This is a genomic window from Leptothrix mechoopdaensis (SeqCode) (assembly GCF_053893855.1).
The window spans coordinates 4,670,757-4,693,408 of record NZ_CM132699.1 but is presented as its reverse complement, the minus strand read 5'-3'; the positions used below and the strand labels follow the sequence as shown (position 1 = coordinate 4,693,408).

Sequence of the window (22,652 nt, the reverse complement as noted above, 5' to 3'; positions counted from 1 at the left end):
GGCCGAGCACCGGGTCGCCACCCGGCTCAGGCCTTCCCTTCCGCCCGTCTTCCTCAGGTGCCGCGATGATCGACATCACCCTCGAAAACTTTGAAACCGAACTGATCCAGGCCTCGCTGCGCCAGCCCGTGCTGCTCGACATCTGGGCGCCCTGGTGCGGCCCGTGCCGCCAGCTCGGACCGATGCTGGAGCGGCTGGAGACGGCCTACGAGGGCCGCTTCACGCTCGCCAAGCTCAACAGCGACGAGGTGCCCGAGATCGCCGGCCAGCTCAGCCAGATGTTCGGCGTGCGCTCGATCCCGTTCTGCGTGATGTTCAGCCAGGGCCAGCCGGTCGACGGCTTCGTCGGCGCGATCCCCGAGGCGCAGATCCGCGAGTTCCTCGACAAGCACGTGCCCAGCGAAGCCGAGATCGAGGCGGAAGCCGAGGTCGAGCAGGCCGAGGCGCTGGCCGAGGACGGCAATGCCGAGGCCGCGCTGGCCAAGCTGCAGGAGGCCGTCGCGATCGACCCGTCCAACGAGACGGCCCGCTACGACTACATCAAGCTGCTGCTGCAGGAAGGCCGCGTCAGCGACGCCCGCCGCGCCTGGGAGCCGGTCGCCGGCAAGGCCATCGTCGACCAGCGCATCGCCGCGCTCGGCGCCTGGCTGGAAGCCTGCGAGGCCATGGCCACCGCGCGCCCGATGACCGAGCTGGACGCCGCCATCGCCGCCAACAAGCGCGACTACGACGCCCGCTTCGACCGCGCCCGACAGCTCTTCGCGCTGCAGGAACACACCGCCGCGATGGACGAGCTGCTGGAGATCCTGATGCGCGACAAGGGCTGGTCCGATGGCCGCGCGCGCAAGACCTATGTCGCGATCCTGGAGCTGATGACCAAGCCGGCACCGAAGCCCGCCGTGGCCGAGGCCAAGGGCGCCGTCGAGATCGCCGGCAAGACCGCCGCGGTCGCCAGCGATCCGCTGCTGGACCAGTACCGGCGCAAGCTGAGCATGGTCCTGTTCTGACGCGGCGCGACGCGCGGCCGTCCGGTCAGGCCGCCGCCTTGGACTCGGCCAGCTGCGGCCCCAGCCGCCAGCGCTCCAGATCGGCGTCGGCCAGCATGTCCAGCAACGCCGCACTGCGGCTGCGGTAGAGCTGCAGCGGCGCTTCGGCGGCGGCCAGGTGCCGGGCGGCCACGTCGGGCAGGCCGAGGCGTTCCATGACCGGGGCCAGCAGCGCATGCGCGATGGCCTCTTCCTCGGGTTCGGTCGCCCCCATGAAGGCCGATTCCGCTCGCCGTGCCGCCCGCAAGGCCTCGTCACCCTGCCCCAGCGCCAGCAGGCAGGTGGCCCGGTCGGCCTCGAACAGGCATTCGGAGAACCCGAGCCCCTCGCGCAGCGCGCCTTCGAGATGGGCGTCGTACAGCGCCAGCGCAGCGGCGTGTTCGCCCAGCGCCGACAGGACCAGCGCCTGCTGCATCGGCGTGTGATGGCTCAGGGCCTTGGTGCGCACGTTCAGGTCGAGCTGTCGCGACGAGTCGGTGCCCAGCCGGGCGCGCTTGACCTTCAGGCCATCGGCGGTGCCGAAACGCTCGTTCAGGCGGACCTCCATGACCCGCAGTGCCGCCATGTTGTACATGAGCGAGCTGAGCGCGGCCCCGTCACCTTCGGCGGTCGCATGGGCCCGCGCCTGCAGGTACCAGGGCTGCGCCAGGTCCTCGCGGCCGGCGTAGTGGTAGGCCCCGGCGACGACCGTGCAGGCACGCGAGCGGGCCGAGTGGTGGGTGGCCGGCGCGACCTTCAGCGCGATGCCCACGTGCTCGATCGTCGCGGGGTAGTCGTGGACGCGGAAGTCGAGGTGGGCCAGCCAGGCGGCCGCCAGCGAATGGGCCCGGGGCGCGCGCATCTGCGCCGCCTGCACGACGGCACGGCCGACCCGTTCGCGAGCCCGCAGGCTGACGTTCTCGTAGTAGTCGGCCAGGCCCTCGGCCAGCCAGAGCCAGGCGCCCAGCACGGTCTGCGTGTGCGTGTCGCCGAGCTGGCGCAGCTGCGCGATCTCGCGCCGGGCCCGTTCGACCTCGCCGAGCCGCGCATGCACCACCGCCCGTTCGGCCCTCAGGAAGGGCAGCTCGCGCGGGATGCGGGCCCGCTCGATGGCGTCGTCGAGGTTGCGCAGCAGACGGTGCATGGCGCTTCGCAGTCGGTGGGTCTACGGCGCCGCGACGGCTGCCGTCAGGCGGTGAGGCGCTCGAGCGCCTCGCGGTAGGTCGCCGCCGTGTGGGCGATGACGTCGGCGGGCAGGGCCGGGGCCGGCGCCTGCTTGTTCCACGGCTGGCCGTCGACGCGTGCGGCCTCCAGCCAGTCACGCAGGAACTGCTTGTCGTAGCTGGGCGGGTTGCGGCCTTCGGCCAGCGCCTGCTGGTAGTGCTCGACCGGCCAGTAGCGCGACGAGTCGGGCGTCAGCACCTCGTCCATCAGCGTCAGCGTGCCGTCGGTGTCGAGGCCGAACTCGAACTTGGTGTCCGCGATGATGATGCCCTTGGTCAGCGCGTGTTCCGCCGCCGCCTGGTACAGCGCGATCGAGATGCTGCGGATGCGTTCGGCCAGGTCGCCGCCGATGATCTCGGCCATGCGGGCGAAGCTGATGTTCTCGTCGTGATCGCCCATCTCGGCCTTGGTCGCCGGCGTGAAGATCGGTGCGGGCAGGCGATCGGCATTGCGCAGGCCGGCCGGCAGGGAGACGCCGCAGACCGAGCGGCTTTCCTGGTACTCCTTCCAGCCGCTGCCGGCCAGGTAGCCGCGCACGACCGCCTCGACGGGCACCGGCTTCAGGCGCTTGACCAGCATCGAGCGGCCACGCACGCGATCGGCCTCGTCGGGCGCGACGACCGAGGTCGGATCCTCGCCGGTCAGGTGATGGGGGACGATGTGGCCGAGCTTGTCGAACCAGAACTGCGCCATGCGCGTCAGCAGTTCGCCCTTGCCGGGAATGCCCTCGCCCATGATCACGTCGAAGGCCGAGATGCGGTCGCTGGCGACCATCAGGATGCGGTCGGTGCCGACGGCGTAGTTGTCCCGGACCTTGCCGCGCGCAAGCAGCGGAAGCGATCGGAGGCTGGATTCTTGGAGGGCGGCGGCAGCGGTCACGGCGGGTTCGATGAAAAGTTTCACGAATTGTAGGGGGGCCCTCCAACGCAAAAGGCCCGCGCGATGCGGGCCTTCCTACGGGTGGCGGACGGGGAAACGAGGGGCCCAAGCGACGAATCGCCCGGGCCGCCCGGCCTTCAGCGCACCTGCTGCGCGAGCGCGCCGGCGGCGTACTGGGCCGCCATCTGGTCCAGCGGCACGACCTTGATCTTGCCGGCCTGGCCTTCGCAGCCGAACTCGATGTAGCGCTGGCGGCAGACCAGACGCGCGGCCTCGCGGGCCGGCTTGAGCCATTCGCGGGCGTCGAACTTGTCGGGGTTCTCGGCCATGAACTGGCGCACCGCACCGGTCATCGCCAGGCGGATGTCGGTGTCGATGTTGATCTTGCGGACGCCGTGCTTGATGGCCTCCTGGATCTCCTCGACCGGCACGCCGTAGGTCTCCTTCATCTTGCCGCCGTACTGGTTGATGATCGCCAGCAGCTCCTGCGGCACCGACGACGAGCCGTGCATCACGAGGTGGGTGTTCGGGATGCGGGCGTGGATCTCCTTGACGCGGCTGATCGCCAGGATGTCGCCGGTGGGCTTGCGGCTGAACTTGTAGGCGCCGTGGCTGGTGCCGATGGCGATGGCCAGCGCGTCCAGCTGGGTCGCCTTGACGAACTGGGCGGCCTCTTCCGGGTCGGTCAGCAGCGCGCTGTGGTCGAGCTTGCCGACCGCGCCGACGCCGTCTTCCTCGCCAGCCTCGCCAGTCTCCAGCGAGCCCAGGCAACCGAGTTCGCCTTCGACCGTCACGCCCACGCGGTGGGCCATGTCGACGACCTTGCGGGTCACCTCGACGTTGTAGGCGAAGTCCGCCGGGGTCTTGCCGTCCTCGCGCAGCGAGCCGTCCATCATCACCGAGCCGAAGCCCAGGTTGATCGCGCCCTCGCAGATCTTCGGGCTGGTGCCGTGGTCCTGGTGCATGACCAGCGGGATGTGCGGATAGGCCTCGACGGCCGCCTGGATCAGGTGCTTGATGAAGCTCTCGCCGGCGTACTTGCGGGCGCCCGCGCTGGCCTGCAGGATGACCGGCGCACCGACCTCGTCGGCCGCGGCCATGACGGCCTGGACCTGCTCCAGGTTGTTGACGTTGAACGCCGGGATGCCATAGCCGTTTTCGGCGGCATGGTCGAGCAGCTGGCGCATCGAGACGAGTGGCATGGTCGGAACCTCAGGGAGTGGATGGAAGCTGGGGGGATCGGGGCAGGGCCGCAGCGGACAACGCTGGACGTTATCGGCGCAGTCGGCTCGACGACTCGGGGACAACCCCGCTTCGGAGCCTCGCGCGCGCAGCTTGAAACCGCCTTGTAACTCGCGGGATTCTAGGGTCGGCCCATCACGCGTCCGGGCCAGGCCCACCCGACGGACGACCTGCAGCGCCCGAGATGCGCAACCATCAACGAAAAAAGCCGCCCGGGTGGGCGGCCTTCGAGGCGTGGCGCGTGGCGCCGATCCGACGCGTCAGCCGACGCGGCAGACCTTCAGCATGTTGGTGCCGCCCGGGTAGCCCATCGGCTCGCCGCAGGTGATCGCGTAGGTGTCGCCCGGGCGCAGCACGCCCTTGTCGACCAGCAGGCGCTCGGCAGCGGCCAGCGCGGTGTCGCGGTCGTCGAACTTGCCCATCAGGATCGGCCGGACGTTGCGATACAGCGCCATCGCGCGCTCGGACTTGGCCTGCGTGGTCAGGCCGTAGATCGGCACGTCGATGCGGTAGCGGCTCATCCACAGCGCGGTCGAGCCCGACTCGGTCAGCGCCAGGATCGCCTTGCAGCCCAGGTGGTGCGCCGTGAACAGCGCGCCCATCGCGATCGACTGGTCGATGCGGGCGAACTTCTTGTTGGTGAAGTTGGCGTCGAGCTGGAAGTCCTCGGCACGTTCGGCGGCCAGCGCGATGGCGGCCATCTGCTCGATGGTTTCCACCGGGTACTTGCCGGCGGCCGTCTCGGCGCTCAGCATGACCGCGTCGGTGCCGTCGAGCACGGCGTTGGCGACGTCGCTGACCTCGGCGCGGGTGGGCACCGGGTTCTGGATCATCGACTCCATCATCTGCGTGGCGGTGATGGTGACCTTGTCCATCTCGCGGGCCATGCGGATCATGCGTTTCTGCAGCGCCGGCACCGCCGCGTTGCCCACTTCCACGGCCAGGTCACCGCGCGCAACCATGATGCCGTCGCTGGCCTTGAGGATCTGGTCGAGCACGGGGATGGCCTCGCTGCGCTCGATCTTGGCGATCATGCCGGGCTTGTGACGCCACGGCTCGCCGGCCACGTTGGCCAGCTGGCGCGCCATTTCCATGTCGGTGGCGTTCTTCGGGAAGCTCACGGCGAGGTATTCGCACTGGAACGACATCGCGGTCTTGATGTCTTCCATGTCCTTGGCCGTCAGGGCCGGCGCGGTCAGGCCGCCGCCCTGCTTGTTGATGCCCTTGTTGTTGGACAGCTCGCCGCCGATCTTGACGACGGTGTGGACCTGCTCGCCGCGCACCGCATCGACCACCAGCACGATCAGGCCGTCGTTGAGCAGCAGCGTGTCGCCGGGCTTCACGTCGCGCGGCAGTTCCTTGTAGTCCAGGCCGACACCGCCCAGGTCACCCGGTTCGGCGCGACCGGCGTCCAGCACGAAGGGCTGGCCCTGTTCGAGCATCACCTTGCCTTCGGCGAACTTGCCGACGCGGATCTTCGGGCCCTGCAGGTCGGCCATGATGGCCACCGGCTTGCCGACGCGACGGGCGGCCTCGCGCACCAGCGTCGCGCGGTCGATGTGGTCCTGCGCCTTGCCGTGGCTGAAGTTCAGCCGCACGACGTCGACCCCGGCACGGATCATCCGCTCCAGCACCTCGGGATCCGACGAGGCGGGGCCGAGGGTTGCAACGATCTTGGTATGGCGGGGCATGGGGCAGTCTCCTAGGGGGTCGGTCACCGCGTCAGGACCTCGTCAGCGACAGGCTGCAAGGGGCTGGGGCGGCGTGGCGGCGGATTATCAGCCTGAGACTGGAACAGCGCGGTTACGAGCCGCGCGGTTCCCTTGTGGCATCGGCCCGACCGGGCTCAGCGACGCGAGGCCGCCGCGTCCGCCACCGCCAGCGCGGTCATGTTGACGACCCGGCGCATCGACGCCGACGGCGTCAGGATGTGCACCGGCGCGGCCGCGCCGAGCAGGATCGGGCCGACCGTCACGCCCTTGCCGGAGGTCATCTTCAGCACGTTGAACAGGATGTTCGCGGCGTCGATGTTGGGCAGCACCAGCAGGTTGGCCGAACCGCTCAGGCGGCTGTCGGGCAGGATGTTCTGGCGCAGCTTCTCCGACAGCGCGGCGTCGCCGTGCATCTCGCCATCACATTCGATCTGCGGGTTGCGGGCCACGAAGATGTCGCGCGCCGCGCGCACCCGCTTGGCCGACGGGCGGCTGGACGAACCGAACATCGAGTGCGACAGGAAGGCCACCTTGGGCGGCACGCCGAAACGGCGCACTTCCTCGGCGGCCATGCGGGCGATCTCGGCCAGTTCCTCGGCGGTCGGCTGTTCGTTGATGAAGGTGTCGGTGATGAAGAGGTTGTGCTCTTCGAGCATCAGCGCGTTCATCGTCGCCATCGTCTGCACGCCGGCCTGCGCACCGATCACCGCCTTGACGTGTTCGTAGTGGCTGTCGAAGCGGCCATGCAGACCGCACAGCATCGCGTCGGCATCGCCCCGGCGCAGCAGCAGCGCCGAGATCAGCGTGGTCGAGCGCCGCACCGCCGCCTTGGCGGCCTCGGGCGAGACGCCGTCGCGGCCCATCAGGCGGTGGTAGTCCTCCCAGCAGGCACGGAAGCGCGGATCGTCCTCGGGGTCGACCACCTCGAAGTCGGTGCCGGCCTTCAGGCGCAGGCCGGCGCGTTCGATGCGCATCTGGATCACGTTCGGGCGGCCCACCAGGATCGGCTTGGCCATGCCCTCGGCCAGCACGGCCTGGACCGCGCGCAGCACGCGCTCGTCCTCGCCCTCGGCATAGACGACACGGGCCGGCGCGCGCTTGGCGGCGGCGAAGACCGGGCGCATGAACATGCCGGTCTGGTAGACGTAGCGGGTCAGCGACTCGCGGTAGGCGTCCATGTCCTCGATCGGGCGGGTGGCCACGCCGGACTCGGCCGCCGCGCGCGCCACGGCCGGCGCGATGCGCAGGATCAGGCGGGCGTCGAAGGGCTTGGGGATGATGTATTCGGGGCCGAACTGCAGCTCCTGGCCGGCGTAGGCGGCGGCCACCTCGTCGCTGGTCTCCTCCTTGGCCAGCGCGGCGATCTCGCGCACGCAGGCGAGCTTCATCGCCTCGGTGATGCGGGTCGCGCCGCAGTCGAGCGCGCCGCGGAAGATGTAGGGGAAACACAGGACGTTGTTGACCTGGTTCGGGTAGTCCGAACGACCGGTCGCGACGATGCAGTCGGGCTTGGCCTGGCGCGCCAGCTCGGGGCGGATCTCCGGCTCCGGGTTGGCCAGCGCCAGGATGATGGGCTTGTCGCCCATCGTCGCGACCATCTCCGGCGACAGCACGCCGGCGGCCGAGCAGCCCAGGAACACGTCGGCGCCGACGATGACGTCGGCCAGCGTCTTCAGTTCGGTCGACTGGCAGTAGCGCTGCTTGGACTCGTCGAGCTTGTCGCCCCGGCCGGCGCGGATCACGCCCTTGGAGTCGCAGACGAAGATGTTCTCGATCTTCACGCCCAGGCCGACCATCAGGTCCAGACAGGCGATGGCCGCCGCGCCCGCGCCCGACACCACCAGCTTGACCTCGCCGATGCGCTTGCCGACCAGCTCCAGGCCGTTCAGCAGCGCCGCGCCCGAGATGATCGCGGTGCCGTGCTGGTCATCGTGGAAGACCGGGATCTGCATGCGCTCGCGCAGCTTCTTCTCGATGTAGAAGCACTCGGGCGCCTTGATGTCCTCGAGGTTGATGCCGCCCAGCGTCGGCTCCAGCGCGGCAATGATCTCGACCAGCTTGTCCGGATCGCGCTCGGCCAGCTCGATGTCGAACACGTCGATGCCGGCGAACTTCTTGAACAGGCAGCCCTTGCCTTCCATCACCGGCTTGCCGGCCAGCGGGCCGATGTCGCCCAGGCCCAGCACGGCCGTGCCGTTGGTGACGACGCCGACGAGGTTGCCGCGCGAGGTGTATTCGGCCGCCTTGCTCGGGTCGGCCTGGATGTCCAGGCATGCATAGGCGACGCCCGGCGAATAGGCCAGCGACAGGTCGCGCTGGTTCATCAGCGGCTTCAGCGGCGTGACGGCAATCTTGCCGCGCACGGGCGAGCGGTGATATTCGAGCGCGGCTTCGCGCAGGGCTTGTTCGGCGGGGGTGAGAGCGGCCATGGTGTGTGTCTCCGGGGGCGGATGTTCTTCGCGGGGCGCGAAGGTTACAGCGCAGGCACACACGTGGCATGCCCGGAAACGGCCGCTGGAGGGCCGTTTCCGGGCTTCATGTCAGCTGGGCGCAAGGACCATGCACAAGTCGCATGGGTTTTGGCCCGGCTGTCCGGGGTCGATCAGCCCTCGGCGCGCTTGGCGAGGATCTCGAAGGCCGGCAGCGTCTTGCCTTCCAGCACTTCCAGGAAGGCACCGCCGCCGGTCGAGATGTAGCTGACGTCCTTCTCGATGCCGTACTTGGCGATCGCCGCCAGCGTGTCGCCACCGCCGGCGATGCTGAAGGCGCTGCTCCTGGCAATGGCGCGCGCGATGGTCTCGGTGCCGCCGGCGAAGGCGTCGAACTCGAACACGCCGACCGGGCCGTTCCAGACGATGGTGCCGGCCGCCGCCAGCTGGTCGGCCAGGATCTGCGCGGTCTTCGGGCCGATGTCGAGGATCAGGTCGTCGTCCTCGACCGCATCGGCGGCCTTGACGGTCGCCTCGGCGTCGGCCGCGAAGCGCTTGGCGCAGACCACGTCGACGGGGATCGGCACCGCCGCGCCACGGGCCTTCATCGCCTCGATCACGGCGCGGGCCTCGCCCACCAGATCGGGTTCGGCCAGGCTCTTGCCGATCTTCAGGCCGGCGGCCAGCATGAAGGTGTTGGCGATGCCGCCGCCGACGATCAGCCCGTCGACGTTCCTGGCCAGCGCCTGCAGGATGGTCAGCTTGGTGCTGACCTTGCTGCCCGCGACGATCGCCAGCAGCGGGCGCTTGGGCTGGGCCAGCGCGCGCGAGATGGCGTCGATCTCGGCGGCCAGCAGCGGGCCGGCGCAGGCAACCTTGGCGAACTGGGCGATGCCGTAGGTCGATGCCTCGGCACGGTGCGCGGTGCCGAAGGCGTCGTGCACGAAGACGTCGCACAGCGCCGCCATCTTGCGCGCCAGCTCCTCGTTGTTCTTCTTCTCGCCCTTGTTGAGGCGGCAGTTCTCCAGCATCACCAGCTGGCCCGGCGCGACCTGCACGCCGTCGGTCCAGTTGGCGACGACGGGGATCTCGCGGCCCATCAGCTCGCCCATGCGGGCGGCGACCGGCGCGAGGCTGTCCTCGGGCTTGAACTCGCCCTCGGTCGGGCGACCCAGGTGGCTGGTCACCATCACGGCGGCGCCGGCCTTCAGGGCCATCTCGATGCAGGGGATCGAGGCGCGGATGCGGGTGTCCTCGGTGATGCGGCCGGCATCGTCCTGGGGCACGTTGAGGTCGGCGCGGATGAACACGCGCTGGCCAGCCAGCTGGCCGGCGGCGATGAGGTCGGAGAGTCGCTTGATCTTCATGGGACTGGCCTCTTTGAACAGGTTGGAAGGACGTTGGAAGGATGGACGGCGGGCGTCCGGTTTCTCGGGGGCTTGTTCTGGAAGGGGTCGGGCCGGCGCGCGGGTTCGGGCCTCACCAGCCCAGGCCGATGCGCAGCGGCAGGAACACGGCCATGCCGACCAGGATGGTGCCCAGCATGCCGCGCCGGGCGACGAACCACGCGATGCCGGCGGCCGCGCCGATCACCCGGGCATCGGCCAGCGTGCCGATCAGCACGCCCTGGGTCAGCAGCACCTCGGGCACGACGACGGCGACCAGCGCGGCCAGCGGCGCGAACTTCAGCGCCCGCTTGCTCCAGGTCGGCAGCGGCACCTCGTGCTTCGGGATCAGCAGCAGGCCACGCGCCACGACGGTGACGACGCCCATGCCGATGATCGTGATGGCGGTGTTCCAGGCGTCCATGGCGTTGGCGATTCGAGGGGTGCGGAGGGCTCAGGCGGCCGGATCGTGCTGCGGCGGCAGCGGGACAGCGCGGGCGCGCGGTCCGGCGCCGCCATCGCGGTCGAGCATCAGGCCGGCGGCCACGGCGGCGGCCACGGCCACGATGATGTGCAGCTTGTAGGGCAAGGCGAACGCGGCCACCGCCGCAAGCGCCGCCACGGCCGCCGCAACCCAGGTGGCGCGGTCGACCAGCAGCGTGCAGGTCAGCCCGACCAGCGCCAGCGTGCCGGCGAAGCCCAGGCCCCAGGCCGGCGGCACCGAGTCGGCCAGCACGATGCCGGCGATCGACGGGATCTGCCAGCCGAACCACATCAGCGCCACGCCGCCGAGGAAATACGGCACCTGGCCCGGCGCGGGCTCGGGCTCCGGCCAGGCCTTCAGGAAGACGACGTAGTTCAGGTCGGCGGCGAAATAGACCATCGCCAGCCGCTTCGGGCGGCTCAGGCCACCGAAGTACCAGCGCCACTGCGCGCTGTAGATCACGAAGCGCAGGTTGACGACGAAGGACGTCAGCCAGATCACCCACATCGGCGCGCCGACCGCCAGCAGCGGCAGCGAGGCCAGTTGCGACGAGCCGGCGAACACCACCAGGCTCATCAGCAGCGCGAGCGGGATGTCGAGCCCGCTCTTGATCATCGCCACGCCGGTCACCAGGCCCCAGGCCGAGATGCCGGGCAGCATCGGCAGCATGTCGCGCACGCCGCGCCGGAACTGCGGCTCGGCCAGCAGGTGGGTCAGGTCGGTGCGCCAGGCGGCCAGTCGGGACATCCGCCGATTGTCACATCGGCCTGTGCGCCGGACACCCTCGCGGCGGTACGTCCCGGGTACAGGTCGACGCCGGGGTGTCGATGCGCGGACCGGTCAGTGCGTGGTCGGCTGGCGTTGCGTGTGGGCGCGCGCCTCGCGCACCGGCGGCGCGGCCGTGGCGCCGGCATCGCCGTGGCTGTTGCGCGGCTTGGCGGCGCCGCCGGCGTCGTGGGCATCGGCCTTGTCGGCCTTGTCCGACTTGTCCGCGCCAGCCTCGGCACCGGCCGCATCAGACCCTTCGGCAGCGGATGCCGCCTCGGCGGCCGGCTTGGCGGTCTTGCGCGGGATGACCGGGACGATCCCCTCGATCTTGTTCTCGCGCATGTACTCGTCCATCTCGCGCCAGCCGGCGTAGACCGCCGCCTTGGTCGCCTTCGGGTTGAGCGTGTAGCAGTCCTCGATCGCCCGCAAGGCGTGGCGGCAGGCACTGCCGATGGCCATGCCGTCGGCCTCCTTGCGGGCGGCGGTGGCGGTGCCGCTCTCGATGCCGAGGGCATCGCAGCCGACCATCAGGCCGGCGGCCAGGAGCAGGGAGAAGAGGGTGAGGAAACGGCGCATGGTCGGCTCGGGGAGGAAGTCTCCCCCGTGCTATCGACCGGCGCCGGCCCCGCTTGAGGCGGACCCCGCTTTTCGAGCGATTGAACGGGCTTCAGCCCAGCGCGGTGCCCACCGGCAGCGGTCGCGCCTGCAGGAATTCACGCGCCGAGACGCGCTTGCCGCCCGGCCGCTGCAGCTTGACCAGCCACAGCGCGCCGTCGCCACAGGCCACGCAGAGGCCGTCGGGCTCCACCGCCACCACCGTTCCCGGCGCAGCGGCCGGCACACCGGCATCGGCCAGCCGGGCCGACCAGACCTTGAGCGTCTCGGCGCCGCCGTCGGCCGGCAGCAGGCAGGTCGCCCCCGGGAAAGGGTCGAAGGCGCGCACACGGCGCTCGATCTCGGCGGCGGGCTGGCGCCAGTCGATCGCGGCCTCGGCCTTCTCGATCTTGTGGGCGTAGGTCACGCCGTCGGTCGGCTGGACCACCGGCTGCAGCCGGCCGCGCGCCGCGTCGTCCAGCGCCTGCAGCACCAGCGTGGCGCCCTGCGCGGCCAGCCGGTCGTGCAGCGTCGCGGTGGTGTCGTCCGGGCGGATGGCGGTCTCGGCACGCAGCAGCATCGGGCCGGTGTCCAGGCCGGCGTCCATCTGCATGATCGTGATGCCGGTGGCGGCATCGCCGGCCTCGATCGCCCGGTGGATCGGCGCCGCACCGCGCCAGCGCGGCAACAGCGACGCATGGATGTTCAGGCAGCCCAGGCGCGGCAGTTCGAGCACCCAGGTCGGCAGGATCAGGCCGTAGGCGGCCACCACCAGCACGTCGGGCGCGGCGGCCAGCAGGGCGTCGCGGGCGGCGGCGGCATCGGCCGGGTGACGGCCGTCGAGCTTCAGGCTGACGGGCTGGGCGACCGGCACGCCGTGCTGCAGCGCCAGCTGCTTGACCGGCGAGGCCTGCAGCTTCATGCCCCGGCCGGCCGGGCGATCGGGCTGGGTCAGCACCAGTGGAACCGTGTGGCCGGCGGCCAGGATGGCGGCCAGCGCGGCGGCGGCGAACTCGGGCGTGCCGGCGTAGGCGACACGCAGGCCGGTGGTGGTCACGGCGTGGTCGGCGGCTCCCGTCATGCCACCGGCTCGTCGTCGCGCGAGCGCTTGATCATCTTGCTGCGGATGCGATTGCGCTTGAGCGCCGACAGGTACTCGACGAAGACCTTGCCCATCAGGTGATCCATCTCGTGCTGGACGCAGACGGCCAGCAGGTCCTCGGCCTCGAAGCGGTAGGTCCTGCCGTCGCGGTCGAGCGCCTCGACGGTGACGCGGGCGTGGCGCTCGACTTTGTCGTAGATGGTCGGCACCGACAGGCAGCCCTCGTCACCGACCATCATCTCGTCGCTGACGGCGACCAGCTTCGGGTTGATCAGCACGCGCGGCTCGGAACGGTCTTCCGAGGTGTCGATGACGATGACCCGCTCGTGCACGTCGACCTGGGTCGCGGCCAGGCCGATGCCGCGCGAGGCGTACATGGTCTCGAACATGTCGTCGACCAGCCGGCGGATGCGGTCGTCGACCTCCGCCACCGGCTTGGCGATCTTGTTCAGGCGCGCATCGGGATAGCGCAAGATGGGCAGCAGGCTCATGGTGACTCGCAACGGCGGCGCCAGTCGTCGCCGCAGGGGTGTTGATGGGGCACGACGAAGGGGCTGTCGACGGTCACCGGCAGATACCGGCTGACAGCCCGTTTTCGTTGCGGCATCAAGGGTTTACAGGCAGAATTTATGAAACTGAATGAAGATTTTCGCGCAAGGCCGGGCCGCCTGCAGAGGATGGCATCGCATCCCCTCCAACGCCGGCAGACTGCCGATTCAGCATCCACGGAGCAGCGGTCCATGTTTCTGCGTCACGCCACGGTTTCCCGCCTTCGGTTCGCGTCCCCCGGCCCGCTGGCGGCGGCATTGACCGGTCTGGCACTGCTCGCCGGCACGGCCACCGGCCAGGCCGCCGAACCCAATTATCCCGTCACGAACGCCCAGCGCGGCACCGCGCAGAAGGTGGCCCAGGGCGGCGTGCCGCTCAGCGAACTGGCGCCGAACGCGCCCGACAGCTACACCGTCAAGCGTGGCGACACGCTGTGGGACATCTCCAGCCTGTTCCTGCGCAGCCCGTGGCGCTGGCCCGAGCTGTGGGGCATGAACCTCGACGCGATCCGCAACCCGCACCTGATCTACCCCGGCCAGATGCTGGTGCTGGTCAAGAGCGGCGGCCGGGCGCAGCTGCAGGTCGGGCGCCTGCTCGACGGCAGCGGCGGCACCGACAAGCTGTCGCCGCGCGCCCGCGAGACGGCGATGGACCGCGGCCCGATCGGCGCGATCAACCTGACGCTGATCCAGCCCTTCCTGACCGACGCGGTCGTGCTCGACACCAACGAGCTGGCCGACGCGCCGCGCATCGTCGCCGGGCGTGAAGGCCGCGTGCTGCTGGGCCGCGGCGACGTGGCCTACGTGCGTGGCGAGATGGCACCGAGGCGCGACTGGCAGATCTTCCGCCGCGCCCAGCCGCTGACCGATCCGCAGACCGGCGAGGTGCTGGGCTTCGAGGCCGCCTACGTCGGCACCGCCGAATACCTGCAACCCGGCGAGCAGCGCACCCAGGCCGACGGCAGCCCCGAGATCGTGCCGGCCACCGTCAGCCTGAAGACGCTGCGACAGGAGGCAGGTGTCGGTGATCGCCTGACGGCACCCCAGCCGCGCGACGACGGCCGGCATGTCCCGCACGCACCGAGCTCGCCGCTGGACGCCAGCGTCGTGTCGGTCTACGGCGAAGGCCTGCAGGCGGGTCAGAACCAGATCATCGCGATCAACCGCGGCCGCAGCGGCGGCGTCGAGCCCGGCCACGTGCTGAGCATCTGGCGCGCCGGCAGCACGGTGCGCGATCGGGAAGACGAACAACGCACCGCCGTGCGCCTGCCCGACGAGCGCAACGGCCACATCTACGTCTTCCGCGTCTTCGAGCGGGTGTCCTATGGCCTGATCCTGGCGTCCGAGACGCCGGTGCGCCGAGGCGACCGCATCTCGCAACCCTGACGCGCATGGCGCGGACGGCCTCCCCGGAACCCGCGCCATGAACCTCCCCGACGCCTTACCCAAGCCAGACCGGTCGGAACTTGCCGACTGGCTTCATCTGCTCGAAACCCCGGGCATCGGCCGCACGGCCGCGCGCCGGTTGCTGGCGACCTTCGGCAGCCCGGGAGCCGTTCGCGAAGCGCCATTCGAGGCACTCGCCGCGCAGGTCGGCAAGCCGCTGGCCGCCGGGCTGCACGCCGCGGTACCCGGGCTGGCCCAACGGGTCGAGACGACCTGGGCCTGGCTGCACGCCGCGCCGGATCGCCACATCCTGACGCTGGATCAGGCCGGCCACTACCCACGCGGATGGCTCGACAGCGCCGACCCGCCACTGCTGGTCCATGCCGAGGGTGACCTGTCGCTGCTGCAACGGCCGATGCTGGCCATCGTCGGCACCCGGCACCCGACGCCGGACGGTCTCGCGCACGCCCACGGTTTCGCGGCGGCGGCCAGCGAGGCCGGGCTGACCGTCGTGTCCGGACTGGCGATCGGCGTGGACGGCGCGGCCCACGAAGGCGCGCTGACCGGACTGGCCCGGACCATCGCGGTGCCGGGCAGCGGGCTGGACCGCGTCTACCCGCGCTCGCACCTGGACCTGGCACGGCGGATCGCACAACAAGGTCTCCTGATCAGCGAGATGCCGCTCGGCACCTCACCCCTGCCGGCCCACTTCCCGCAGCGCAACCGGCTGATCGCCACGCTGGCACTCGGCACGCTGGTGGTCGAGGCGGCGGTGCGTTCGGGTTCGCTGCTGACCGCGCGGCTATCGGTCGAGGCCGGGCGCGAGGTCTTCGCGATCCCGGGGTCGATCCACAACCCCCAGTCGCGCGGCTGCCACGCACTGATCCGCCACGGCGCCAAGCTGGTCGAGAGCCTGGAGGACGTGCTGGAAGAACTGCACCTCACCGCCCCGTCGCCAACGCCACGCGACGTCGCAGAACCGGTCGACACCGCCCTGCCCGCCCCGGCCGGAGACGACACGGAGGATCCGCTGCTCGCGGCCCTCGGCTGGAGTCCGGCCACGCTGGACGTGCTGCAGGCACGCACCGGCTGGAGCGCGTCGACGCTGGCGGTGCGGCTGCTGGAGCTCGAACTGGGCGGCGACGTCCTGCGCCTGCCGGGCGGCGTCTTCCAGCGCCGCGCCTCAGCCTGAACCGGCAACCACGCCGAGGCGTCCGGCGTGATCCCGCACACGGGTGGCACCACAAGCCTGCAGAAATCGCTGGGGTATAGTCAATCCATGTTCGACGTGCTCGTGTACCTGTACGAAAACTACTGGCGTCCGGACGCTTGCCCGGACCATGAGCAACTGTCGAAGAAGCTCAGCGCGGTGGGTTTCGAGAGCGAGGAAATCGCCGATGCGCTGACCTGGCTAGACGGGCTGGCCAGCGTCGCCGAGTCCTACGTCGCCAACCAGCACGACCTGTCGGTGCGCGTCTACCTGCCCAACGAGCAGGAGCATCTGGGCGTCGCGTCGATCTCCTTCCTGAGCTTCCTCGAATCGGCCGGCGTGCTGCCACCGTCGATGCGCGAGATCGTCGTCGACCGCGCGATGGCGCTGGACGGCGCACCGGTCCCGCTCGAAGACCTGAAGATCATCGTGCTGATGGTGTTCTGGAGCCTGGGCGAGGAGCCCGATGCGCTGATCCTCGACGAGCTGTTCGTCGATGCCGAGGACCGGCTGATCCACTGAAGCGCCGAAGCGCTACTGCAGCAGCCGCGTCGGATCGGCGTCGAGCTTGGCCAGGGCGCTGCGGGTGGCGCGCACCGTCAGCGACTCTTCCTCGACCGGCACGAGCAGGCCGGCCTGCAGGAACGCGGCGAGTCGGTGCTTCTGGAACATGATCCCGCGGCCGGTCGGCGTCACGAACATCGCCAGCTGCTTGCGCAGGCCCTGCCAGGCCAGCTGGACCGGGTCGACCCGACCGCGGTAGTCGAGCTTGAACCAGGCGCCCACCTGCAGCTCGGCGGTCCAGGCCAGCATTGCCGGCGTCGGCATCGAGCCGCCTTCGGCCACGACCTCGAGATCGCCCTCGTCCTGGCCCGACAGGTCGCGCACCATCGACTCGTCGATCTCGATGTGATCGGCGTCGGGCAGCAACTCCTCCAGCGTCTCCATCTGCATCATCAGCTCGTCGAGCCGCTCGGACGGGATGGTCGCGGTGCGGGCCGAGAAGGCCGCCGCCAGCGAGTTGTTCAGTGCCTGGATGTACTCGTCCTGCTTGGCCTGCGGGACGCCGGCCGAAGCCATGCCCTCGCGCAGCTTCTTCAGCAGCGGCGGCAGGCGGCGGATGGCCTCGGAGCGCTCCTCGCGCGAGACCTTGGCGCTGGCCAGCCAGATCAGGTCGGCTGCGGCGCGCTGCATCTGCTTGGTCGCGTCGCTGCCCTGGCCGGCCTTGACGCCGGTGGTCGCCAGCACATCGGCCCAGACATGGAAGAGGAACTCGCGCACGCCGTCGTGCACGGGCACCTCGTTGAGCATCTTGCGCAGCTCGATCGTGTACTGGATGGCGAGCGTCTCGCGCTGCTCGATCTGCTGGGCCAGGCTCACGCCCTTGCTCGCCGCCGCGTGGGTGGTCTTGAAGTAGTTCTCGAGGAAACGCTCGAACTCGGTCAGCACGGTCTGGAACACCCGCCGACCGGTGTCGGGGTAGGCCTCGACGACCTGCACGACGCGCTTGATCTCCTTCTCGAGCTCGTCGCTGACACCGGCGCTGCCCACCTCGAAGCCCATCACGCAGGCGCCCATGCGGTCGATCAGCTTGCGCGCAGGGTGGTCGGTGGTGGCGAAGAAGTCGGGTTCGGCAACGGCCACGCGCAGCACCGGCATCTGCAGGCGGGCGAACCAGACGCGGATCGAGGTCGGGATGCGTTCCTCGGTCAGCAGGCTCTGGAACATCAGCGCGACGATCTCGATCGTCGCGCGCTCGACTGGCGTGGTCGCTGCCTGCTTCAGCGCCTGCTTGCGCTGCTGGAGTTCCTGCAAGAGCGCCGGGGCGCTGACCATCTGCGACGTGCCCAGCACGGGCGGCTGGCCGGTGCCGGGCGGCACGCCGCCAACACCCATCGGCGCGGATCCGGCGTCGAAACGCTGCCGCACCGCCACCTGGGCATCGTGGATCGCCGCGCGCAGCCCCGGCGACGCCGGATGCGGCTGCTGGATGGTCGAACGGTTGAACTCGGGCACCTGGCGGGACACGAACTGGTTCAGCCGCCCGAGCACGACCTCGGCCTGCTCATAGGACCGCGACAGGCCCGGCGAGCGGGTCATCAGGCGCGTTTCCTCGTGGATGTCGCCACGCCCCGAACTGGCACCGGCCGCCGAGAGGTTGCCCGGACTGGTCGAACTGGGCCCCTGCGGCCGGCCTTGCGGCGGCAGGCCGGCGACCACGGTCGGCGCGAACAGGTGGGCGGTCTCGGGCGTCGGCTGGAACTTGTCCTTGTCCTTCGTGACACCGGTCGGCGTCGGATACCGCTGGCCGGGCGGGCCACCGGGGGGCGGCGCGGCCGGCGTTGTCGGCGAGACGGTGCTGGGCGTCCCCTGTGGTGACAGCGGCGCCCCCGAGCCGGTCGTGTCGCAGCCCGTCTGGCTGGCCAGCGCACTGCTGGACCCGAGCGCACGACGGATGAAGGGACGCAGGTTGACGTCCGTGCAGACGCCCTGCCCGATCAGCCAGCGGTTGGTCTCGTGGTAGCCCTCATGCACCAGCGCGCCGAACTCGTCGTGCAGCTGGGACTGCGCGGTGCGCCAGTTCTCGAGCGACAGGCCGGCGGCGCGCCAGCCGTCGATCGCGGCGCGCGCGACGACGTTGGGCCGCAGGATGTCGCCCGCATCGAGCTCCTCGCGGCGCTCCAGCGCCGACATGCGATAGCGCAGGTCGGAGAACTCCCAGGACACCTTGTCCATGATCGCCAGCGCCATGCGCGAGGCGACGATCTCCAGCTCGATCGTGTCGTCGTCGACCAGTGCCAGCTCGCTGGCCTTGGTCGCGTTGTGCGTGGTCATCGAGCGGGGCGTGCCGGGCGGCGGCGGCGTCACCGCGTTGCGCAGCGACTGCACCATCACCTGATGCCAGCGCGGCGCCAGACGCGGCAGATCCAGCACGAGGTCACGCCGACGCGAAAGCAGCTCGGGCGAGCCGCTCTGGCTCATCTGCTCGCGCGCGGCCTGGTGCACCGCCTTGATGGCACGAGGCAACTCGCGCAGCAGCAGCTCGAAATAGAACCGTCGGGCCTGCGAGGCGAGAGCCGGTGAATGGATGGCAGGCGCCATGGATCGGGACGACGCGCTCGGCTGGTTGGGTTAGAGGAACTCTACACCAGCATCAGACCACGGCACCGGCATTCGGATCGTTCGGATCGTGATCCTTGCGCGTCCCGCCCGCGGCCACGAGGTCCTCGCGCTTGACGCCCAGCCACATCGCGATCGCGGCGGCCACGAAGACCGACGAATAGATGCCGAAGCAGATGCCGATCGTCAGCGCGAGCGCGAAATAGAACAGCGTCGGGCCGCCGAACATCAGCATCGACAGCACCATCATCTGGGTCGAGCCGTGCGTGATGATGGTCCGGCTCATCGTGCTGGTGATCGCGTGGTTGATCACCTCGACCGTGCTCATCTTGCGGTACTTGCGGAAGGCCTCGCGGATCCGGTCGAAGATGACGACCGACTCGTTGACCGAGTAGCCCAGCACCGCCAGCACCGCCGCCAGCACCGACAGCGAGAACTCCCACTGGAAGTAGGCGAAGAAGCCCAGGATGATGATGACGTCGTGCAGGTTGGCGATGATGGCCGCCACCGCGAACTTCCACTCGAAGCGGAAGGCCAGGTAGATCATGATCCCGACGATCACGAAGCCCAGTGCCTTGGCGCCGTCCTGAGCCAGTTCCTTGCCGACCTGCGGGCCGACGAACTCGCTGCGCGAGAGCTTGACCGGCTCGGCGCCGGCCGCCTCGCAGACCTCGCGGCTGATCTGCTCGCCCTTCTCGGTGGTGACCTGGCGCGTCGAGACCTTGCCCTGCTCGGCGGCGCACAGCGCGACGAAGACCTTGCCGACCAGTTCGTTCTGCTTGACGCCTTCACGCAGCGGCAGGCGGATCAGCACGTCGCGCGAGGTACCGAACTTCTGCACCTGGACCTCGCCGAGGTTCATCGCCTCGACCGTCGAGCGGACCCGGGCGATGTCGGCGCTCTGGGCGTATTCGGTCTCGATGACCGTGCCGCCGGTGAACTCGATCGACAGGTGCAGGCCGCGCGTGATCAGGAAGAACACCGCTGCCGCGAAGGTCAGGAAGGAGATGAGGTTGAAGACCAGCGCATGCCGCATGAACGGGATGTCGCGGCGGAAACGGAAGAATTCCATGGATGCTCCTGCGTGCGACCGCGTTCAGGCCTGTTCGGCCTTGGGGGTTTCGTCGGGACGGGTGGCGTCGCCTTCCGGGCGCCAGACCTGGCCGATCGAGACCTTGGCCAGCTTCTTCTTGCGGCCGTACCAGAGGTTCACCAGGCCACGCGAGAACATCACCGCCGAGAACATCGACGTCAGGATGCCCAGGCAGTGCACGACCGCGAAGCCGCGCACCGGGCCGGAACCGAAGGCCAGCAGCGCGACACCGGCGATCAGCGTGGTGACGTTCGAGTCCAGGATGGTCGCCCAAGCACGTTCGTAGCCGGCGTGGATGGCGGTCTGCGGCGAGGCGCCGCTGCGCAGTTCCTCGCGCACGCGTTCATTGATCAGCACGTTCGCGTCGATCGCCATGCCCAGCACCAGCGCGATGGCGGCGAAGCCCGGCAGGGTCAGCGTGGCCTGCAGCATCGACAGGATCGCCACCAGCAGCAGCAGGTTCACGCCCAGCGCCAGCGTCGAGAAGACGCCGAACAGCAGGTAATACGCGCACATGAAGATCGCGATCGCGATGAAGCCGTACAGCACGCTGTCGAAGCCCTTGGCGATGTTCTCGGCGCCCAGGCTGGGGCCGATCAGGCGTTCCTCGATGATCTCCATCGGCGCGGCCAGCGAACCGGCGCGCAGCAGCAGCGCGGTGTCGGCCGACTCCACCGGCGTCATCGCGCCGGAGATCTGCACCCGTCCGCCACCGATCTCGGTGCGGATCACCGGTGCGGTCACGACCTCGCCCTTGCCCTTCTCGAACAGCAGGATGGCCATGCGCTTGTTGATGTTCTCGCGCGTGATGTCGCGGAAGATCCGCGCGCCGCGGGCGTCGAGCGTCAGGTGCACGGCGGGTTGCTGGTTCTCGTCGAAGCCGGCCTGCGCGTCGGTCAGGTTCTCGCCGGTCAGGATGACCTGGCGCTTGACGATGATCGGGCGGCCGCCGCGCTCGTTGTAGCGCTCGGTGCCGAAGGGGACGGCGCCAGCGCCGGTGGCGGCGGCCTGGGCCTCGGTGCTTTCGTCGACCAGCCGGATCTCGAGCGTCGCCGTGCGGCCGATGATGTCCTTGGCCTTGGCGACGTCCTGCACGCCCGGCAGCTGCACGACCACGCGGTCGACGCCCTGCTGCTGGATCACCGGCTCGGCCACGCCCAGCTCGTTGATGCGGTTGTGCAGCGTGTTGATGTTCTGCTGCAGCGCCTGTTCCTGGACCTTGCGGGCGGCCTCGGGCTTGAGCGTGCCGGCCAGCTTGAACTCGCTGCCGGTGTTGGTCTCGACCCAGGTCAGGTCGGGCAGCGCGGTGCGCAGCTCGGTGGTGGCGCGGCCCAGGCCTTCGGCATCGCGCAGGCGGACCTCGACGGTCTCGCCGTTGCGCACGATGCCGGCGTGGCGGATGTTCTTGTCGCGCAGCAGCGTGCGCAGGTCGCCGGTCAGCGACTCGGCCTTCTTGGTCAGCGCCGCGCGCATGTCGACCTGCATCAGGAAGTGCACGCCACCGCGCAGGTCCAGACCCAGGTACATCGGCAGCGCGCGCAGCGAGGTCAGCCACTGCGGCGAACGCGACACCAGGTTCAGCGCGACGATGTAGCCGGGATCGGCCGGATCCGGGTTCAGCGCACGCACCACCGCGTCACGGGCCTTCAGCTGGGTGTCGGTGTCGCCGAAGCGGGCCCGCACCGACGTGCCTTCCAGCTGGACGAAGTCAGGCTTGAGGCCGGCGCCCTCGAGCGCCTGGCGCACGCGCGGGACCAGGTCGGCGTCGACCTTGATCGTCGCCTTGCCGCTGGACACCTGCACCGCAGGCGCCTCGCCGAAGAAGTTGGGCAAGGTGTAGAGCAGCCCGATCACGACCGCGAAGGCCAGGATCAGGTACTTCCACAGGGGATAACGGTTCATCGTCGGATCCTCGGAGCGGGGGCCCCGGATGCGGCAGGCGCGGGCAGGAGGCCCGGTGGCGGGCCTGGGTGTGACGCCCGGGCCGGAGAGGCCCGGGAGGCGTCAGCGTCTTACTTGAGGGTGCCCTTGGGCAGGACCTGGACGATCGAGCTGCGCTGGCACTGCGCCTCGACGCCGGTGGCCAGTTCGATCGAGATGTAGGTCTCGCCGACCTTGGTGACCTTGCCCAGCAGACCGCCGGCGGTCACGACCTCGTCGCCCTTGGCGAGCGCGTCGATCATCGCGCGGTGCTCCTTCTGGCGCTTCTGCTGCGGGCGGATCATGACGAAATAGAGCACCACGAACATCAGCACCAGGGGCAGCAGGCTCATCAGGGACGAGCCGCCAGCGGGGGCCGCGGCGGGGGCTTGCGCAAACGCATTGGAAATGAACACCTTCTGGGCTCCTCGAGCAGGACACAAAGCGCTCGATTGTAGGTCGCAGCCCCGTCCGGGGCCGCCAAACCCTTGCCCACCCCCGCAGGGGCGGTGTCATGGCCCGCAGGCCGGC

Annotated in this window: 19 protein-coding genes; 4 read left to right on the top strand and 15 right to left on the bottom strand. The window is 69.9% G+C overall.

Annotation, left to right across the window (positions count from 1 at the left end):
* Nucleotides 1–65 precede the first annotated feature (65 nt).
* Nucleotides 66–1,007: a tetratricopeptide repeat protein gene (locus ACWA7K_RS20495; protein WP_456163773.1), complete on the top strand. Its 942-nt coding sequence runs from the start codon at nucleotides 66–68 to the stop codon at nucleotides 1,005–1,007.
* A gap of 25 nt (nucleotides 1,008–1,032) precedes the next feature.
* Here the strand turns inward: ACWA7K_RS20495 and ACWA7K_RS20490 are convergent, their stop codons facing one another.
* The 11 genes from ACWA7K_RS20490 to def all read right to left on the bottom strand — a co-directional run bounded on the left by ACWA7K_RS20490 (nucleotide 1,033) and on the right by def (nucleotide 13,335).
* A complete protein-coding gene (locus ACWA7K_RS20490) occupies nucleotides 1,033–2,169 on the bottom strand; it encodes a hypothetical protein (protein ID WP_456163772.1) in 1,137 nt (378 codons plus the stop codon).
* A 44-nt stretch (nucleotides 2,170–2,213) separates the two neighbouring features.
* Entirely contained in the window at nucleotides 2,214–3,152 is a 939-nt protein-coding gene (locus ACWA7K_RS20485; RefSeq protein ID WP_456210247.1) for a phosphoribosylaminoimidazolesuccinocarboxamide synthase, read from the bottom strand.
* 113 nt (nucleotides 3,153–3,265) lie between these two features.
* Nucleotides 3,266–4,330 (bottom strand): class II fructose-bisphosphate aldolase, encoded by a 1,065-nt coding sequence (gene fba, locus ACWA7K_RS20480; RefSeq protein WP_456163768.1) that lies wholly within the window; start codon nucleotides 4,328–4,330, stop codon nucleotides 3,266–3,268.
* A 300-nt stretch (nucleotides 4,331–4,630) separates the two neighbouring features.
* Entirely contained in the window at nucleotides 4,631–6,061 is a 1,431-nt protein-coding gene (pyk, locus tag ACWA7K_RS20475) for a pyruvate kinase (RefSeq protein ID WP_456163767.1), read from the bottom strand.
* A gap of 155 nt (nucleotides 6,062–6,216) precedes the next feature.
* Complete coding sequence (locus ACWA7K_RS20470; RefSeq protein WP_456163765.1) at nucleotides 6,217–8,511, bottom strand: NADP-dependent malic enzyme; 2,295 nt, start codon at nucleotides 8,509–8,511, stop codon at nucleotides 6,217–6,219.
* A 173-nt stretch (nucleotides 8,512–8,684) separates the two neighbouring features.
* Nucleotides 8,685–9,878 carry a phosphoglycerate kinase gene (locus ACWA7K_RS20465; RefSeq protein ID WP_456163763.1) on the bottom strand — a complete coding sequence of 398 codons (1,194 nt, stop codon included), beginning with the start codon at nucleotides 9,876–9,878 and terminating at the stop codon, nucleotides 8,685–8,687.
* A gap of 112 nt (nucleotides 9,879–9,990) precedes the next feature.
* Entirely contained in the window at nucleotides 9,991–10,320 is a 330-nt protein-coding gene (locus tag ACWA7K_RS20460; protein ID WP_456163762.1) for an AzlD domain-containing protein, read from the bottom strand.
* Between the two features lie 30 nt (nucleotides 10,321–10,350).
* A complete protein-coding gene (locus tag ACWA7K_RS20455; RefSeq protein WP_456163761.1) occupies nucleotides 10,351–11,127 on the bottom strand; it encodes an AzlC family ABC transporter permease in 777 nt (258 codons plus the stop codon).
* A 93-nt stretch (nucleotides 11,128–11,220) separates the two neighbouring features.
* A complete protein-coding gene (locus ACWA7K_RS20450; protein WP_456163759.1) occupies nucleotides 11,221–11,724 on the bottom strand; it encodes a hypothetical protein in 504 nt (167 codons plus the stop codon).
* A gap of 91 nt (nucleotides 11,725–11,815) precedes the next feature.
* On the bottom strand, nucleotides 11,816–12,784 hold the full coding sequence (gene fmt, locus ACWA7K_RS20445) for a methionyl-tRNA formyltransferase (protein ID WP_456168891.1): 969 nt from the start codon (nucleotides 12,782–12,784) through the stop codon (nucleotides 11,816–11,818).
* A 35-nt stretch (nucleotides 12,785–12,819) separates the two neighbouring features.
* The gene (def, locus tag ACWA7K_RS20440; RefSeq protein ID WP_456163757.1) at nucleotides 12,820–13,335 is read right to left on the bottom strand and encodes a peptide deformylase; all 516 of its coding nucleotides are present in this window, start codon (nucleotides 13,333–13,335) and stop codon (nucleotides 12,820–12,822) included.
* A gap of 249 nt (nucleotides 13,336–13,584) precedes the next feature.
* Between def and ACWA7K_RS20435 the strand changes: the two genes are divergently transcribed.
* The 3 genes from ACWA7K_RS20435 to ACWA7K_RS20425 all read left to right on the top strand — a co-directional run bounded on the left by ACWA7K_RS20435 (nucleotide 13,585) and on the right by ACWA7K_RS20425 (nucleotide 16,510).
* Complete coding sequence (locus ACWA7K_RS20435; RefSeq protein WP_456163755.1) at nucleotides 13,585–14,778, top strand: LysM peptidoglycan-binding domain-containing protein; 1,194 nt, start codon at nucleotides 13,585–13,587, stop codon at nucleotides 14,776–14,778.
* Between the two features lie 37 nt (nucleotides 14,779–14,815).
* Nucleotides 14,816–15,970, top strand: coding sequence for a DNA-processing protein DprA (gene dprA / locus ACWA7K_RS20430; protein ID WP_456163753.1), 1,155 nt, complete (start codon nucleotides 14,816–14,818; stop codon nucleotides 15,968–15,970).
* Nucleotides 15,971–16,057: 87 nt separating this feature from the next.
* The gene (locus ACWA7K_RS20425; RefSeq protein ID WP_456163751.1) at nucleotides 16,058–16,510 is read left to right on the top strand and encodes a DUF494 family protein; all 453 of its coding nucleotides are present in this window, start codon (nucleotides 16,058–16,060) and stop codon (nucleotides 16,508–16,510) included.
* A gap of 12 nt (nucleotides 16,511–16,522) precedes the next feature.
* Here the strand turns inward: ACWA7K_RS20425 and ACWA7K_RS20420 are convergent, their stop codons facing one another.
* From ACWA7K_RS20420 to yajC, 4 genes are all read right to left on the bottom strand, one after another.
* Entirely contained in the window at nucleotides 16,523–19,090 is a 2,568-nt protein-coding gene (locus ACWA7K_RS20420) for a DUF1631 family protein (protein WP_456210245.1), read from the bottom strand.
* Between the two features lie 52 nt (nucleotides 19,091–19,142).
* Nucleotides 19,143–20,180 (bottom strand): protein translocase subunit SecF, encoded by a 1,038-nt coding sequence (gene secF / locus ACWA7K_RS20415; RefSeq protein WP_456163749.1) that lies wholly within the window; start codon nucleotides 20,178–20,180, stop codon nucleotides 19,143–19,145.
* A gap of 24 nt (nucleotides 20,181–20,204) precedes the next feature.
* Nucleotides 20,205–22,103 carry a protein translocase subunit SecD gene (secD, locus tag ACWA7K_RS20410; RefSeq protein ID WP_456163747.1) on the bottom strand — a complete coding sequence of 633 codons (1,899 nt, stop codon included), beginning with the start codon at nucleotides 22,101–22,103 and terminating at the stop codon, nucleotides 20,205–20,207.
* Between the two features lie 110 nt (nucleotides 22,104–22,213).
* Nucleotides 22,214–22,537 carry a preprotein translocase subunit YajC gene (gene yajC, locus ACWA7K_RS20405; RefSeq protein WP_456163745.1) on the bottom strand — a complete coding sequence of 108 codons (324 nt, stop codon included), beginning with the start codon at nucleotides 22,535–22,537 and terminating at the stop codon, nucleotides 22,214–22,216.
* Nucleotides 22,538–22,652 lie beyond the last annotated feature (115 nt).

Coding starts and splice junctions, on each gene's coding strand:
- fba (WP_456163768.1), bottom strand. CDS start 4,330: ATGCCACTCGTCTCGATGCGCCAGCTGCTCGACCATGCCGCCGAAAAC.
- secF (WP_456163749.1), bottom strand. CDS start 20,180: ATGGAATTCTTCCGTTTCCGCCGCGACATCCCGTTCATGCGGCATGCG.
- ACWA7K_RS20460 (WP_456163762.1), bottom strand. CDS start 10,320: ATGGACGCCTGGAACACCGCCATCACGATCATCGGCATGGGCGTCGTC.
- def (WP_456163757.1), bottom strand. CDS start 13,335: ATGAGCCTGCTGCCCATCTTGCGCTATCCCGATGCGCGCCTGAACAAG.
- ACWA7K_RS20470 (WP_456163765.1), bottom strand. CDS start 8,511: ATGGCCGCTCTCACCCCCGCCGAACAAGCCCTGCGCGAAGCCGCGCTC.
- dprA (WP_456163753.1), top strand. CDS start 14,816: ATGAACCTCCCCGACGCCTTACCCAAGCCAGACCGGTCGGAACTTGCC.
- ACWA7K_RS20435 (WP_456163755.1), top strand. CDS start 13,585: ATGTTTCTGCGTCACGCCACGGTTTCCCGCCTTCGGTTCGCGTCCCCC.
- ACWA7K_RS20455 (WP_456163761.1), bottom strand. CDS start 11,127: ATGTCCCGACTGGCCGCCTGGCGCACCGACCTGACCCACCTGCTGGCC.
- ACWA7K_RS20490 (WP_456163772.1), bottom strand. CDS start 2,169: ATGCACCGTCTGCTGCGCAACCTCGACGACGCCATCGAGCGGGCCCGC.
- secD (WP_456163747.1), bottom strand. CDS start 22,103: ATGAACCGTTATCCCCTGTGGAAGTACCTGATCCTGGCCTTCGCGGTC.
- ACWA7K_RS20495 (WP_456163773.1), top strand. CDS start 66: ATGATCGACATCACCCTCGAAAACTTTGAAACCGAACTGATCCAGGCC.
- ACWA7K_RS20465 (WP_456163763.1), bottom strand. CDS start 9,878: ATGAAGATCAAGCGACTCTCCGACCTCATCGCCGCCGGCCAGCTGGCT.
- ACWA7K_RS20450 (WP_456163759.1), bottom strand. CDS start 11,724: ATGCGCCGTTTCCTCACCCTCTTCTCCCTGCTCCTGGCCGCCGGCCTG.
- pyk (WP_456163767.1), bottom strand. CDS start 6,061: ATGCCCCGCCATACCAAGATCGTTGCAACCCTCGGCCCCGCCTCGTCG.
- ACWA7K_RS20420 (WP_456210245.1), bottom strand. CDS start 19,090: ATGGCGCCTGCCATCCATTCACCGGCTCTCGCCTCGCAGGCCCGACGG.
- ACWA7K_RS20425 (WP_456163751.1), top strand. CDS start 16,058: ATGTTCGACGTGCTCGTGTACCTGTACGAAAACTACTGGCGTCCGGAC.